Origin of the sequence: Citrobacter amalonaticus, from assembly GCF_018252635.1 — a bacterium.
Classification (GTDB): Bacteria; Pseudomonadota; Gammaproteobacteria; order Enterobacterales; family Enterobacteriaceae; genus Citrobacter_A; species Citrobacter_A amalonaticus_E.
Genome location: NZ_JAGTXM010000003.1, coordinates 396,314 through 409,190, shown reverse-complemented (window position 1 = coordinate 409,190; position 12,877 = coordinate 396,314). Strand labels below are relative to the sequence as shown.

Sequence of the window (12,877 nt, the reverse complement as noted above, 5' to 3'; positions counted from 1 at the left end):
CTGTTCTTTATCCTCATCAACGCTTACTGGTAATGGTAAGCGTTATTGTAATAACAATGTTAATGATATATTAAATATTACCACCTGCGGGTGGTTTTTTTATTTTATTTGTGTCTTTCAATTTCTCTCTTTTGGCTATTTAGACATTATAAAAAATCGTTTATATAACGATCGGTCTTCCTCTATTCATCGTTAAAAACTATTTACTGGTAATTATTGATAATAAAAAGCGATCAATATCATAAAGTTAGTGAGTTTGTTACCGATAAAGGAATCTGTCTGAAGAAAACTGTCTCCAGGGAGAATATATGTTTTTGCGTAACATGAAAATTCGCTCAAAATTATTTATCGCGTTTGGATTGTTTATTGTACTGATGATGGTGAGTTCGGGCCTTTCATTATTTAGCCTGGACCGCGCGAACAGCGGTATGCAAAACATCATCACCAATGACTATCCCGTCACGGTAAAAGCCAATAAGCTCATCGATCATTTTCAGGATTTTGTCAGCACGCAGCAGCTGATGTTGATGGATGAAGAGGGACGCTGGGCCCAGACGTCACAGAAAAAGCTCGACACCATTAGCCAGCAGATTACGGTGCTGCTCGATGAACTTGACGCTGCGCCGCTAAACGCCGAATCGAAAAAGGTCATCGCCGGGATCCGCGACGTGCGCGAGCAGTATCTCGCCTCCCGATTCCGCATTCTGCAGGAACTGCAAAACCACAACCGACAGGCGGCCATGCAGGAAATGATGACCACGACGGTCAATGTACAGCAGGCCTATAAAGAGAAAGTTCAGGCGCTGATCGCCATTGAAGATACACAGATGCTGCGCGCTGGCGCGCAGGTGGCAGGCGACTTTACCGCGAACCGGGCGCTGCTTATCGCGCTGGCGCTCATCGGTATTGCTGCGGGCTGTATGATGGGCTGGTATATCGTGCGATCCATCACCCGCCCGCTGAATGAAGCGGTGCAGTTTGCCGAAGCGATTGCCGAGGGCGACCTGACCCGCAATATCCTCACCACGCAGAAAGACGAGACCGGCGAACTGCTGCATGCGCTGATGGTAATGAAAACTCGCCTGCTGGAGATCGTCCAGGAAGTCCAGAACGGGTCGGAGAATATCTCCAGCGCGGCGGCGCAGATCGTCGCCGGGAACCAGGATCTGGCTGCACGTACTGAAGAACAGGCGAGCTCCGTCGAGCAGACGGCCGCGTCAATGGAGCAGATCACCGCCACGGTAAAAAACACGGCCGAACATACCGGAGAAGCGACGAAGCTCTCGGCGGGGGCGGCGACCGTTGTGAAGAACAATGGCGAGATGATGAATCAGGTGACGCAAAAAATGCGCGTGATTAATGAAACATCTAACCGCATGTCGGACATCATCAACCTGATTGACTCCATTGCATTCCAGACCAATATTCTGGCGCTAAATGCGGCTGTCGAAGCCGCGCGAGCCGGTGAGCATGGCCGTGGGTTTGCCGTGGTGGCAGGGGAAGTACGCCAGTTGGCGCAGAAAAGCGCATCCTCTGCCAGCGAGATCCGCCATCTGATTGAGGATTCCACCGGTCAGACCCAGGAGGGGATGCTACTGGTCGAGAAGGCGAACAGCCTGATAAATGGCATGGTCAACAACGTCGAGGAGATGGATGTGATCCTGCGTGAGATAGGCCAGGCCAGCCGCGAGCAGACCGAGGGGATTTCGCAGATCAACAGCGCGATTGGCCTGATCGACGCCACTACCCAGCAGAACTCCTGTCTGGTCGAGGAGTCTGTTGCGGCAGCGGCGTCACTGAATGAGCAGGCGTTACACTTAAAAGAGATGGTGAAAGTATTCCGCGTTCGAGACGGTGACGCCTTGCCTGCTTAATCAAGCTGAGTGATTTCCAGCGCCGCGCGGTCGATCACGCCAATGATCTTTTTTAACTGTGCGTCGCTGATGTCAGCCTGATTCACCCTCAGATCCAGCACCGCCTTGAAGTTTTCCAGTGCTCGCTTCATCTGCGGGTTCTTACGCAGTTCAAAGCCGACATTGCGCGCGTTGACGCGTTCCTGAATGTGGCCGAGATGTTCACGATTTTCTTCCAGCCATTGCGCGCCGGTGGCAGTAATGGTGATTTTTTTACGCCCGCCATCCTCTTCGCTGATCGTAATAAAGGCCTGATCCTGGAGGAAATCCAGCGTTGGGTAGATCACGCCCGGACTCGGCGTATAGTTGCCCTGCGTCAGATTCTCGATGGCTTTGATTAACTCATAACCGTGGCTGGCTTCGCGAGAAAGAATATCCAGAATCACCAGACGCAGCTCCCCATGGCCAAAAAAGCGCTGACGCCGTCCGCCCCCGCCACCTCTACCGTGACGATGTTCGCAACCGCCGTGATGATGCCCTTCGCCTTTACAGCAACCTTCATGATGATGTCGCATGATAATCTCCTGTTATTTAGATATATCTAATTTATATCTAAAATGAAGACTTTGACAAGGGAAGTATTGGAAATATTTATAACTATATAAATTTAAATGAAAAATATTTAAAGACGTAACGTTCCAGACGCTATCAAAAAATGACTTGCAATTCTGGCTATTAACAATCATTATCATTTGAAAACCATATTTAGATATATCTTATTATAACGAGAAGGTCAAAAATGATGGATAAAACTACACGTTACCCTCAGCGCGTGCGTAATGAACTGCGCTTTCGCGAACTTACCGTTTTGCGCGTAGAACGTATCGGAACGGGGTTTCAGCGTATTGTCCTCGGTGGCGAGGCGCTGGAAGGCTTTAACTCACGAGGCTTTGACGACCATAGCAAGGTTTTTTTCCCGCAGCCTGGCAGCCAGTTTGTTCCGCCAACGGTAACGGATGAGGGCATTGTTTGGGGGGACGGAGTACGTCCGGCCTCTCGCGACTACACTCCGCTGTACGATGAAGCCTGTCATGAACTGGCGCTGGATTTCTTTATTCACGACGGCGGTGTGGCGAGCGGCTGGGCTATGAAGGCGCGCGAAGGCGATACGCTAACCATCGGCGGGCCGCGTGGTTCGCTGGTGGTGCCGGAAGACTACGCTTACCAGCTCTATGTGTGTGATGAGTCCGGTATGCCAGCGTTGCGGCGTCGTCTTGAGGCGTTGAGTCGCTTACCGGTAAAACCGACGGTGACCGCGCTGGTGAGCGTCGCCGATCCGGCGTATCAGGATTATCTCGCGCATCTGGGCGATTTTGCCATCGAATGGCTGGGACACGATGAGCAGGCGGTTGCCGCACGGCTGGCGCAGATTGAGGTACCGGAAGACGATTACTTCATCTGGATCACCGGCGAAGGGAAGGTGGTAAAAAACCTCAGCCGCCGCTTTGAGCAGGCGCCGTTTGATCAGCAGTTAGTCCGTGCGGCGGCGTACTGGCATAAGAAATAAGCGGTCGCCAGGCGCCCCGGCAACGTGTGCGCCCTCAGACGGTGTAGAAACCGTGCGTACCGTCGCGCTCAAGCTGGGCTACCAGGCCGTACTCCCAGTCGAGATAAGCCTGCGTCGCGCGTGCAGAGTTATCCGTTCCTTCATAAGGGCGACGATAGCGATCGCGACGAGCAACAGCAAGCCGTTGTGCCCCGTGTTCCAGTGGACGGTTCTGTGCAATCCATGCCTGGGTGCCGCCTGCCAGGAGCTGCACCGGTTTGCCGGTCAGCGCGGCGACGTCTGCTATTGCATAACGGGCAAGCAGACTACTGCCGCAGGTCAGAACATAGCGCCTGGCTTCTGGCACGTTTTCCAGCGCCTGCGGGAGCTGTGAGCGCGTCAGCCACCACGCGCCAGGAATATGCCGGGCGATATAGTTCGCGCTGGTGGTGAAATCAAGCAACACCGTGCTGGCCTGGGTTAAATCTTCAGCCAGTTGCTGCGGGGAGATCTCTTCGGCGCTCGGCGCGGGCGGCAGCGCAGCGACGGCTGCGCCCGATGCTGTGAACGCTGCCGGGTTGGCATTTAACACGGCCACTTCCCACCCCATCTGCGCCAGCCAGGAGGCTGTCATCGCGCTGCGCACCCCGTCATCATCAATCAGCACAATCCGCGCTCCGCGAACGCTGGCGAAGTGGTCGGTCTCCTGGATCAGTTGCCCGCCGGGTGCGCTGATGCTGCCCGGCAGATGCGCGGCCTCGAACTCCTGCTGACTGCGAACATCAAAAAGATAGGTGGTGCGCGAGTCATCCTGTCTCCAGCGGGCAAGCGTGGCGCTGTCGATGAAAATGACCCCGGCACGTTCAGCCAGTTCCCGGGCCTGCAGGCGCGTAGCCTCGGGGGCGACGGCGGCATCGTCATAATGGCGCTGCTGCTGGTGCTCCAGCGTAAAGCCCGCCAGCGTCCAGCCAATCGTGCCATTACGCAGCGCGAAGACCGGATTCTCGATACCGGCGTTAATCAGTGACTGGGCGCCGATAATACTGCGGGTGCGTCCGGCGCAGTTCACAATCACCTGCGTTTCGCGATGAGGGGCGAGGGCGGCAATGCGCTGCGCCAGTTCTGCTCCCGGTACGCTAATACTGCCGGGAATGCTCATCGTCTGGTACTCATCAAATCGTCTGGCATCGACGATAACGATGTCCGCCTGCTGGTCGATTAACGATTTCACAGCCTGCGCGCTGAGCGAGGGCGTGGCTTTATGCGCTTCGACAAATTCACCGAAGGCCTTACTAGGGGAATTCACATCCTGGAACAGTTCACCGCCCGCCGCTTTCCAGCCAGCAAGCCCTCCTTCCAGTTGTGCGACATCAGTATAGCCCCATTGTTGCAGTCGCGCGATCGCCAGCGCCGCTAATCCTTCGCCATTGTCATAGACCGTGATGGCGGTGTGGCGACGGGGTATGCGGCGAAAGATCTCCAGTTCGAGTTTGCTCAAAGGCAGATTCGCGGCAAACAGCGGGTGATTTTGGGCGAAGTCGGCCTCTTCACGGACATCGATAATCGCGACTTCTTCTTTCGCCAGCAACTGCTGTCGCAACTGGCTAAAACGACGGGTCTGAAAACGGGCCATGATCAATTTTCCTTTGAAAGATCCCAGATATTGGGGATGTGGCTGTTGGAGTATCCGGAGATAAACGGTTTAACTGTACCGTCAGGCGTGTAGACGGCGCGTCTGACGGCGCCGATATTGCCGCCATAAACGTGGATACTGATCGAGGTGCGATCGGCATAGGCGTTGCTGACCCGATGAATGTCGCCATCCCATTGCGAGACGGTTTCGACCTGTCCAGCGTGGAGTGTTTCCTCGCCACCGAAGGGAAGGGGAACGCCGTAACGGTCCAGCCGAAAGCGCTCATTTTTTTCTGCTCCGCGCAGCATGCCGATCGCTCCCCACACCCGATGATCGTGAATCGGCGTGGCTTGTCCCGGCCCCCAGACAAAACTGACAACAGAAAAGCGCTGCGCCGAATCCACATGCAGTAAATACTGCTGGTAGTGCTGCGGATGCGGGAGGCTGTACGCCTCAGGCAGCCAGTCGTCGTATTGCACCAGTTCGGCAACGTAATTTGCCGCTGTTGCCAGGCGTGCGGGTTCATCAACAGTATGCGAAGTGAGGTGCGCCAACTGTTCGATGAGCAGGCGTAACCGATCGAGTCTCAGAGGTGTTGTCATGGTGAATTCCTTACTGAAGCACTGGTCAACACCATAACAAAGGCCTTAATATTATATAAATGCATTTAATGCATATTCTAATATGCAAAATAGACATTAAGGAAACCATGCGTACTGATGACATTGATGCACTGCTGGCGGTTGTGCAGTTCTCCTCACTCAACCAGGCGGCAGAATATCTGGGTATTACGCAGTCGGCGATCACCCGCCGTTTGCAGCGCCTGGAACAAACTCTCGGCGCGACGCTGCTGGACAGACAAACCAAACCCCTGACGCTGACTGCAGTAGGACACCGGGTTTATGAGCAGTGTCTGACCATTAAACGTGAAACGAAACGACTCGAAAGTCTACTTAACAGCGATGCGGAACCCAGCGGCGCGCTGCGTCTGGGCGTCCCGCAGAGTATCAGCGAGCTGGCCCTGCAGTCCGCACTGACAGCATTGCAGGCGCATTATCCTCTACTGGATATCCGCGTCACCTGCGGCTGGAGCGGGCAGCTTCAAAAACGGCTGGAGAATGTAGAACTGGACAGCGTGCTGGCGATGGGCCCGGCGCAGCAAACTTTCCGGGAGGGGCTGCACGGGCGTGCACTCTGTCCCCTGGACATCGTTGTCATTGCCGGTAAAAACCTGCGTCTGCGCGCCCAGGATTTGCGGGACTGCGCTGCGCACGGCTGGCTGTTAAATCCGGACGGCTGTGGTCTGCGTGCGGGCCTGATTCGCACGCTACAGGCGCAAGGGCTGAGTCTACCCCTTAGTGTCGAAACGCCTTCGGCACAACTGCAAATTTCGCTGGTTGCGCAAGGGCTGGGATTAGGGCTGGTGCCAAAAGCAGCCCTAATGAAGCATCCGCTCCGCGATGAGATTGACATCCTGACGCTGGCAGATTTTCAGCCGCAGGTGCACATTTGGCAGGTCAGCACACATGATCTCGGCAGTCTTCAGCATCCGGTGACTTTTTTTGCCGGGAAAGTGGTCCAGGCGCTGTCAGTAACTGACTGAAATTCTTTATTTATCTCTTAGTATGCGCATATGGCATATTAAGTTATGATAAAAATGCATTTAGTTCATTAGAACGTTGCGTATAGGGTAATTCTACATCGCCGCAGCTTGCGGCTTCCTGTACCCGACATCCTGACAGAAGGAGTTCTAATGAGCGTTCAGTTCATCGGCATGATAGGTCATCGCCTCTCTTCAGAAACTATCGCCCCCGTCGGCCCGATTTTCGATCGTGATTATATTGTGCGTTTTGCACAGACTCATGAGGCGGCGGGCTTCGATCGCCTGCTGGTCGGACACTGGTCCGATCAACCGGACGGCTTTCTGGTTACCGCGCTGGCGGGGTTGTCCACGCAAAAAATACATTTTCTGCTGGCGCACCGCCCCGGGTTTGTCTCCCCGACGCTGGCGGCACGTAAACTGGCGACGCTTGAGCATCTGCTGGACGGACGACTGGCGGTGCATATTATCACCGGTGGAAATAATGCAGAGCAGCGCCGCGACGGCGATTATCTTGACCACGACCAGCGTTATGCGCGTACCGACGCCTTTCTTGAGGTGGTGCGCCAGACCTGGACGCAGTCTGCGCCATTTGATGTTAACAACGCCTTTTATCAGGTAGAGCAGGCGTATTCCGCGATTCGTCCTCTCCAGCAACCGCATATCCCGATTTACTTTGGTGGTTCTTCCGATGCGGCCATCGCGGTTGCCGGTAAGCATGCCGACGTCTTCGCTTTGTGGGGCGAATCGCTGGCGCAGACGGAAGAGACGATTCACCGCGTGCGTGCAGAAGCCGCAAAACATCAGCGCGAAATAGATTTCAGCGTCTCGTTCCGCCCCATCATCGCGGATACCGAAGCGCAGGCCTGGGAAAAGGCGGAAGAGATCCTCCACATTGCCACCGAGCGTGCCGACAAAGTCGGCGGTGGTTACAACATCAAACCTGACAGTGTGGGTGCGCAGCGTTTGCGCGATACCGCCGCGCTGGGCCGTGTAGTGGATAAACGTTTGTGGACCGGCATCGCCAGCCTGGTCGGCGGTGGACAGAACTCCACGGCGCTGGTGGGAACGCCGGAGCAGGTCGCCGACGCGCTGCTGGATTACTACGATCTTGGCGTGCGTAATTTCCTGATCCGCGGCTTCGACCCGCTTAACGATGCGCAGGACTACGGTAAAGCGCTGCTGCCGATCACACGTGAGAAAGTGGCGCAGCGTGATGCTCAGGAAAAGGCGTCCTGATATGCGCCCGTTCGTCACGCCTCCCACACCGGACGAGCTCACTCGCCTGACCGCTGAACTGGCTGAACAGGCAGGAGCGCTCGATAAAAAGGGTGCTTTTCCGCATGACAATCTGGCCCGCCTGCAACAGCTTGGCTGGCTCAGCCTTGCCTGTGATGAAGACACGGATCTCGCAACGCTCCAGCGGGTGATTAGCGCAATTGCTCAGGGAGAACCGTCTACGGCGCTGATCGTCTGCATGCAGTACCTGCATCATTTACGGCTGGCCGATAACGACAATTGGCCCTCAGCGTTACGTCAGCAGGTTACAGAAAGTGCCAGGGAAGAAGGGGCGCTGATTAACAGCCTGCGCGTCGAGCCAGAACTGGGTTCGCCCGCTCGCGGCGGTTTGCCGCAGACGGTAGCGACCCGCACGCCGCATGGTTGGCGAATCAACGGTCATAAAATCTACACTACTGGCATCGAAGGGCTGAGCTGGCTGGCGCTGTGGGCGCGCAGTGACGATCCCACGCCGCAGGTTGGCGTCTGGCTGGTGCCGCGGGAGAGCGAGGGGATTCGCGTGGTGAAAAGCTGGGATCACGTTGGTATGCGGGCCAGTGGTAGCCACGAGGTGATCCTGACCGATGTGTGGGTTCCGCTGGAAAATGCCGTTGACACCTTTGCCTTCGACCAGCCGCCCGCGGCAAACGCTGAGCAGACGCGCCTGTTTGCCAATCGTCACACCGCACTGCTGGCGGCGATTTATGACGGCATTGCGCGTGCGGCCACGCAGTGGCTGATCGGCTGGCTGCGCCATCGCGTACCGGGCAGTCTCGGTCATCCGTTAGCGACATTACCTCGCGTGCAGGAGGCCGTGGGTCAAATCGACGAGTGGCTGCTGGTAAATCAGAGCCTGCTGCGTCAGGCCGCGACGCTGGCGTTAACCACGGAACAGGCCAATCTGGCTAAGGTCACTATCACGCAACATGCCGTACAGGTGGTGGAAAAAGCGTTGTTGCTCACCGGCAACCACGGACTAACGCGTGATAACCCGTTGGAGCGCCATTATCGCAATGTCCTTTGCGGCAGAGTGCATACCCCCCAACAAGACAGCGCCTGGATTGCTGCCGGTCGTCAGTCACTGACTCAACAGGAATATCATGAAAAAACGTTATAAATCTTGGTTTATCAGCGCGTTATTGCTGGCTTTTAGCTCGCAGGCGTGGGCAGCGGAACGCATTACATTGCGCATTGCCGATCAGAAAGGCGGTATGCGTTCGCAGCTTGAGGCAGCAAATGGCTTGCAGAACCTCACTTATGACATCAAATGGGCTGAATTCCCGGCGGCGGCTCCGCTCGCAGAAGCGCTTAATGCCGGGGCGGTGGATGTCGGTATCATCGGCGATGCGCCGCTGTTGTTTGCGCTTGCGAACGGCGCGCCGGTAAAAGCGGTAGCGGTGGATAAAAGTAATCCGGCAGGGACGGCGGTGCTGGTGGCAGACGGAGCAACGCTGGAAACAGCACAGGACCTGAAAGGTAAACGTATCGCCACCGGTAAAGGCTCGATTGGACATTTTGTCGCGTTGAAAGCGTTGCAACAGGCCGGATTAAAACCGGAGGATGTGCAGTGGGTTTTCCTCGGACCGGTGGATGCCAAAATTGCACTGGTCAGCGGCTCCGTGGACGCCTGGGCCACCTGGGAACCGTACACCACGCAAATGGTGAAAACAGCGCAGGGTAAAATACTGGTCAGCGGCGAAGGTCTGCTGCCGGGGAATACATTCCTCGCGGCCACGGACACCACGCTTGCCGATCCGGCAAAACGTGTGGCGTTGCAGGATTACCTCAACCGACTGGCGAAGGCAGAACGTTGGGCCTATGCCAACCTCGACAGTTACGGCAAAACGCTGGGAGAGATTATTAAATTTCCTCCTGAGATCGCCCGTGCACAGTTTGCCAATCGCCAGTCGCGCTGGCAGGTCGTCGATACGAAGACCGTCAGTCAGCAGCAGGCCACGGCAGATTTTTATCAGGCAAACGGATTAATTCGCCAGAAGCTGGACGTGCAGCCGACCTTTTATCATGACTTCACCGTACCGCCCGCCACGGAGACCTTCCCATGAGCCTGACCTCTCTTTTTTCACGCCGCCAGTTTTTACGCCTGAGCGGTAGTGCGCTGGCGCTGCCTGCGCTCGGTGGGTTTTCTCCGACGCTGTGGGCGCACGATCATATTCCGCCGTCTTCGCAGAATTTGGCCCTGCGTCTGCCGGAGCCGGTCAAAATCAAGCTTGCTGTGAATAAGAGTGCGGTCTGTCTGGCGCCTGTCACGGTGGCGGAGCAGCAAAAATTCTTCAGTAAATACAATCTGGATGTCGAGCTGGTGAACTTCGGCAACTCCACCGACGTCCTGCTGGAAGCCATCGCCACCGGTAAAGCTGATGCGGGAGTGGGGATGGCGTTGCGCTGGCTGAAGGCGCTGGAGCAAGGTTTCGATGTGAAGCTGACGGCAGGAACTCACGGTGGCTGCCTGAATCTGTTAACCGCGAAACAGTCTCCTTTCACCCAACTGGAGAAACTGAAAGGCCAGACCATCGGCGTGACGGACATGGCCGGGCCGGATAGAAACTTCTTCGCCATTTTGCTTAAGCGTCACGGTATCGATCCGATTGCTGACGTGCAGTGGAAAGTCTATCCCGCTGATCTGCTCAGCGTGGCGCTGGATAAGCAGGAGATCGCGGCGATCAGCGGCAGCGAGCCGTTCAGCTACCGTCTGCTGGAGACGGGTAAATACCAACTGCTCGCCAGCAACATGACCGGTGAATATGCCAATCTGAGCTGCTGTGTGCTTGGCGTTAGTGGTTCGCTCGCTCGGGATCATAAACCGGCTGCGGCGGCATTAACTCAGGCGATTCTGGAGGCGCACAGCTATGCCGCGCAGCATCCGGAAAGTGTGGCGGATGCCTTTATGGCTCATGCGTTAAACACTAACGTGGCGGAAGTTCAGGGCATTCTGCACGGGCAGGGGCATGGGCATCATGCGGTTGGCGAAGCGTTTGTTAACGAGATAGCCCAGTACGTGACGGATCTGAAGTTAGTCCAGGTGATTAAGCCGACCACCGATCCTCATCAGTTTGCGGAGAGTATTTATGTCGACGTATTTTCCTGAAACCGCACTGTCCACATCATCACCGCGACGCGTACTGTTCTGGCGTAACGGCCTGCTCGCCGCGCTGAGCTGGCTGGCGACGGCGGCTGTGACGTTCTGGTGGCCTAATCTGAACCGGGAATGGCCGTTCAGCCTGAGTTGGGCGGGGATCCAACTGGCACTGAGTGGTACGTTGTTGCTCTCTGCGCTGACTTTTCGCTACTGGTCTTCGCGGTCGCCACGGTTACAAAATGCCGGGAAATGGCTGGTGGTGCTGCCGCTGTTGTTCAGCGTCTGGGAACTGCTGACGGTTAAAACCGGTACGCTACCGGTGCCTTTTTTTGCGCCGCCGCAGGCGCTGATTGAAGTGCTGCATGATGACTGGCAGCGTCTGCTGGAAAGCCTCGCGCATTCCCTGTCGTTGCTGGGGCTGGGAGTGATCGTCGGTACCTCGCTGGGTTTTGTCACCGGCATTGCCATCGGCTGGTCACAGCGTATAGGTTACTGGATGCATCCGGTGCTGCGTCTGTTAGGGCCGGTTCCTTCGACGGCGCTGCTGCCGTTATGTATGTTTATTTTTCCCAGCAGTTTTGGCGCCAGTGTGTTTCTGATTGCCCTGAGTACCTGGTTTCCGGTGACGGTGCTTACCTGGTCCGGCGTCGCCAGTATCGACAAAGTCTGGTACGACGTGGCGCGTACGCTCGGCGCCAGCCAGCGTTTTCTCATCCTGCGGGTGGCGATTCCGGCGGCCTTGCCATATGTTTTTGTCGGCGTGTTTATGGGGCTTGGCGCGTCATTTTCGGTGCTGATTGTCGCTGAGATGGTAGGGGTAAAATCAGGGATCGGCTTTTATCTGCAATGGGCGCAGGGCTGGGCGGCCTATCCCAATATGTACGCCGCACTGCTGGTGATGGCATTTCTGTGTTCCGGTTTGATTAGCGGCCTGTTTCTGATCCGCGATCGTCTGTTGAGCTGGCAAAAAGGAGCGGTGCAATGGTGACGTCGGCTGCAAAATTCGACACGACGACGCACGGCCTGACGATTGATATTCAACATCTCAGCCACGCTTTTCACCTCGGTAAAAAGACGCTGCCAGTGCTGGATAATCTCTCACTGACCATTCTGCCAGGCGAAAGCGTTTCGTTGCTGGGGCCTTCTGGCTGCGGTAAATCGACATTGCTGCGTCTGTTGGCGGGGCTTGATCCGGTGCAGAGTGGTCAACTCCTTGCCGATGGGCGTACGATTCAGCAACCCGAACCCGAACGGATTCTGGTGTTTCAGGATCCGACGCTCTATCCATGGCGAACTGTTCGACAAAACGTTCTGCTTGGCCCGCAGGCGCAGGGAAAGTCGGGGCTGGGTGCGGCAGCGGATGCGCTGATTGCGCGCATGGGGCTTGGGGAATTTACGCATGCGTATCCGAAACAGCTCTCCGGTGGCATGGCGCAACGCGCGGCCCTGGCGCGGGCGCTGCTGAATCAGCCGCGTCTGCTTTTACTGGATGAACCGCTGGGCAAACTCGACTCATTGACGCGGATGAGCATGCAGCGTGAGTTGATTACGCTCTGGCAGAGTCAGGGCTATACCAGCGTGCTGGTCACCCACGATATTGAAGAGGCGCTGCTGCTGAGTGACCGAGTTATTGTGATGTCGCCGCGACCGGCGAAGATCCTCGCTGAATTCACCGTACCGCTGAGTTACCCCCGGCATCGTGATGCTCCACTTTTGTTACAACATCGGCAGGATATTTTGACGTTGCTGGGGCAGGAGCAGGACTGGTGACCGGGAGAACGACGTATTACGCTGGAGAATATAATCACCCTAAAAGACTGAAAATGTGAGGTCTGCTGCTTTAGCTCTGATTAACGAAATTTAATGATTT

Annotated in this window: 12 protein-coding genes; 9 read left to right on the top strand and 3 right to left on the bottom strand. The window is 56.0% G+C overall.

What is annotated here, in order from left to right:
* Nucleotides 1–308 precede the first annotated feature (308 nt).
* The gene (locus KE671_RS11720; protein WP_206163101.1) at nt 309–1,874 is read left to right on the top strand and encodes a methyl-accepting chemotaxis protein; all 1,566 of its coding nucleotides are present in this window, start codon (nt 309–311) and stop codon (nt 1,872–1,874) included.
* Here the strand turns inward: KE671_RS11720 and KE671_RS11715 are convergent.
* On the bottom strand, nt 1,871–2,428 hold the full coding sequence (locus KE671_RS11715) for a helix-turn-helix transcriptional regulator (protein ID WP_206163100.1): 558 nt from the start codon (nt 2,426–2,428) through the stop codon (nt 1,871–1,873). The genes KE671_RS11720 and KE671_RS11715 overlap by 4 nt on opposite strands.
* Nucleotides 2,429–2,655: 227 nt before the next feature.
* Between KE671_RS11715 and KE671_RS11710 the strand changes: the two genes are divergently transcribed.
* A complete protein-coding gene (locus tag KE671_RS11710) occupies nt 2,656–3,420 on the top strand; it encodes a siderophore-interacting protein (RefSeq protein ID WP_206163243.1) in 765 nt (254 codons plus the stop codon).
* Nucleotides 3,421–3,454: 34 nt separating this feature from the next.
* Here the strand turns inward: KE671_RS11710 and KE671_RS11705 are convergent, their stop codons facing one another.
* Together KE671_RS11705 and KE671_RS11700 are read right to left on the bottom strand one after the other, a co-directional pair.
* Nucleotides 3,455–5,032, bottom strand: coding sequence for a rhodanese homology domain-containing protein (locus tag KE671_RS11705; protein WP_206163099.1), 1,578 nt, complete (start codon nt 5,030–5,032; stop codon nt 3,455–3,457).
* A gap of 2 nt (nt 5,033–5,034) precedes the next feature.
* On the bottom strand, nt 5,035–5,634 hold the full coding sequence (locus tag KE671_RS11700; protein WP_206163098.1) for a cysteine dioxygenase: 600 nt from the start codon (nt 5,632–5,634) through the stop codon (nt 5,035–5,037).
* 107 nt (nt 5,635–5,741) lie between these two features.
* Between KE671_RS11700 and KE671_RS11695 the strand changes: the two genes are divergently transcribed.
* The 7 genes from KE671_RS11695 to KE671_RS11665 all read left to right on the top strand — a co-directional run bounded on the left by KE671_RS11695 (nt 5,742) and on the right by KE671_RS11665 (nt 12,777).
* Complete coding sequence (locus KE671_RS11695; RefSeq protein ID WP_206163097.1) at nt 5,742–6,635, top strand: LysR family transcriptional regulator; 894 nt, start codon at nt 5,742–5,744, stop codon at nt 6,633–6,635.
* A 150-nt stretch (nt 6,636–6,785) separates the two neighbouring features.
* Entirely contained in the window at nt 6,786–7,871 is a 1,086-nt protein-coding gene (locus KE671_RS11690) for an LLM class flavin-dependent oxidoreductase (protein WP_206163096.1), read from the top strand.
* Nucleotide 7,872: 1 nt separating this feature from the next.
* The gene (locus tag KE671_RS11685; protein ID WP_206163095.1) at nt 7,873–9,027 is read left to right on the top strand and encodes an acyl-CoA dehydrogenase family protein; all 1,155 of its coding nucleotides are present in this window, start codon (nt 7,873–7,875) and stop codon (nt 9,025–9,027) included.
* Nucleotides 9,011–9,973, top strand: coding sequence for an ABC transporter substrate-binding protein (locus tag KE671_RS11680; RefSeq protein WP_206163094.1), 963 nt, complete (start codon nt 9,011–9,013; stop codon nt 9,971–9,973). Before KE671_RS11685 ends, KE671_RS11680 begins: the two co-directional genes overlap by 17 nt.
* Nucleotides 9,970–11,016 carry an ABC transporter substrate-binding protein gene (locus KE671_RS11675; RefSeq protein WP_206163093.1) on the top strand — a complete coding sequence of 349 codons (1,047 nt, stop codon included), beginning with the start codon at nt 9,970–9,972 and terminating at the stop codon, nt 11,014–11,016. Before KE671_RS11680 ends, KE671_RS11675 begins: the two co-directional genes overlap by 4 nt.
* Nucleotides 10,997–11,995, top strand: coding sequence for an ABC transporter permease (locus KE671_RS11670; protein WP_206163092.1), 999 nt, complete (start codon nt 10,997–10,999; stop codon nt 11,993–11,995). Before KE671_RS11675 ends, KE671_RS11670 begins: the two co-directional genes overlap by 20 nt.
* Nucleotides 11,989–12,777 carry an ABC transporter ATP-binding protein gene (locus tag KE671_RS11665; RefSeq protein ID WP_206163091.1) on the top strand — a complete coding sequence of 263 codons (789 nt, stop codon included), beginning with the start codon at nt 11,989–11,991 and terminating at the stop codon, nt 12,775–12,777. The genes KE671_RS11670 and KE671_RS11665 overlap by 7 nt, the downstream gene beginning before the upstream one ends.
* Nucleotides 12,778–12,877: the final 100 nt, after the last annotated feature.

What these genes read in the sequence shown, in the direction of transcription:
- KE671_RS11675 (WP_206163093.1), top strand. Translation starts at nt 9,970, where the DNA reads ATGAGCCTGACCTCTCTTTTTTCACGCCGCCAGTTTTTACGCCTGAGC.
- KE671_RS11710 (WP_206163243.1), top strand. Translation starts at nt 2,656, where the DNA reads ATGGATAAAACTACACGTTACCCTCAGCGCGTGCGTAATGAACTGCGC.
- KE671_RS11695 (WP_206163097.1), top strand. Translation starts at nt 5,742, where the DNA reads ATGCGTACTGATGACATTGATGCACTGCTGGCGGTTGTGCAGTTCTCC.
- KE671_RS11680 (WP_206163094.1), top strand. Translation starts at nt 9,011, where the DNA reads ATGAAAAAACGTTATAAATCTTGGTTTATCAGCGCGTTATTGCTGGCT.
- KE671_RS11665 (WP_206163091.1), top strand. Translation starts at nt 11,989, where the DNA reads ATGGTGACGTCGGCTGCAAAATTCGACACGACGACGCACGGCCTGACG.
- KE671_RS11700 (WP_206163098.1), bottom strand. Translation starts at nt 5,634, where the DNA reads ATGACAACACCTCTGAGACTCGATCGGTTACGCCTGCTCATCGAACAG.
- KE671_RS11705 (WP_206163099.1), bottom strand. Translation starts at nt 5,032, where the DNA reads ATGGCCCGTTTTCAGACCCGTCGTTTTAGCCAGTTGCGACAGCAGTTG.
- KE671_RS11670 (WP_206163092.1), top strand. Translation starts at nt 10,997, where the DNA reads ATGTCGACGTATTTTCCTGAAACCGCACTGTCCACATCATCACCGCGA.
- KE671_RS11690 (WP_206163096.1), top strand. Translation starts at nt 6,786, where the DNA reads ATGAGCGTTCAGTTCATCGGCATGATAGGTCATCGCCTCTCTTCAGAA.
- KE671_RS11715 (WP_206163100.1), bottom strand. Translation starts at nt 2,428, where the DNA reads ATGCGACATCATCATGAAGGTTGCTGTAAAGGCGAAGGGCATCATCAC.
- KE671_RS11685 (WP_206163095.1), top strand. Translation starts at nt 7,873, where the DNA reads ATGCGCCCGTTCGTCACGCCTCCCACACCGGACGAGCTCACTCGCCTG.
- KE671_RS11720 (WP_206163101.1), top strand. Translation starts at nt 309, where the DNA reads ATGTTTTTGCGTAACATGAAAATTCGCTCAAAATTATTTATCGCGTTT.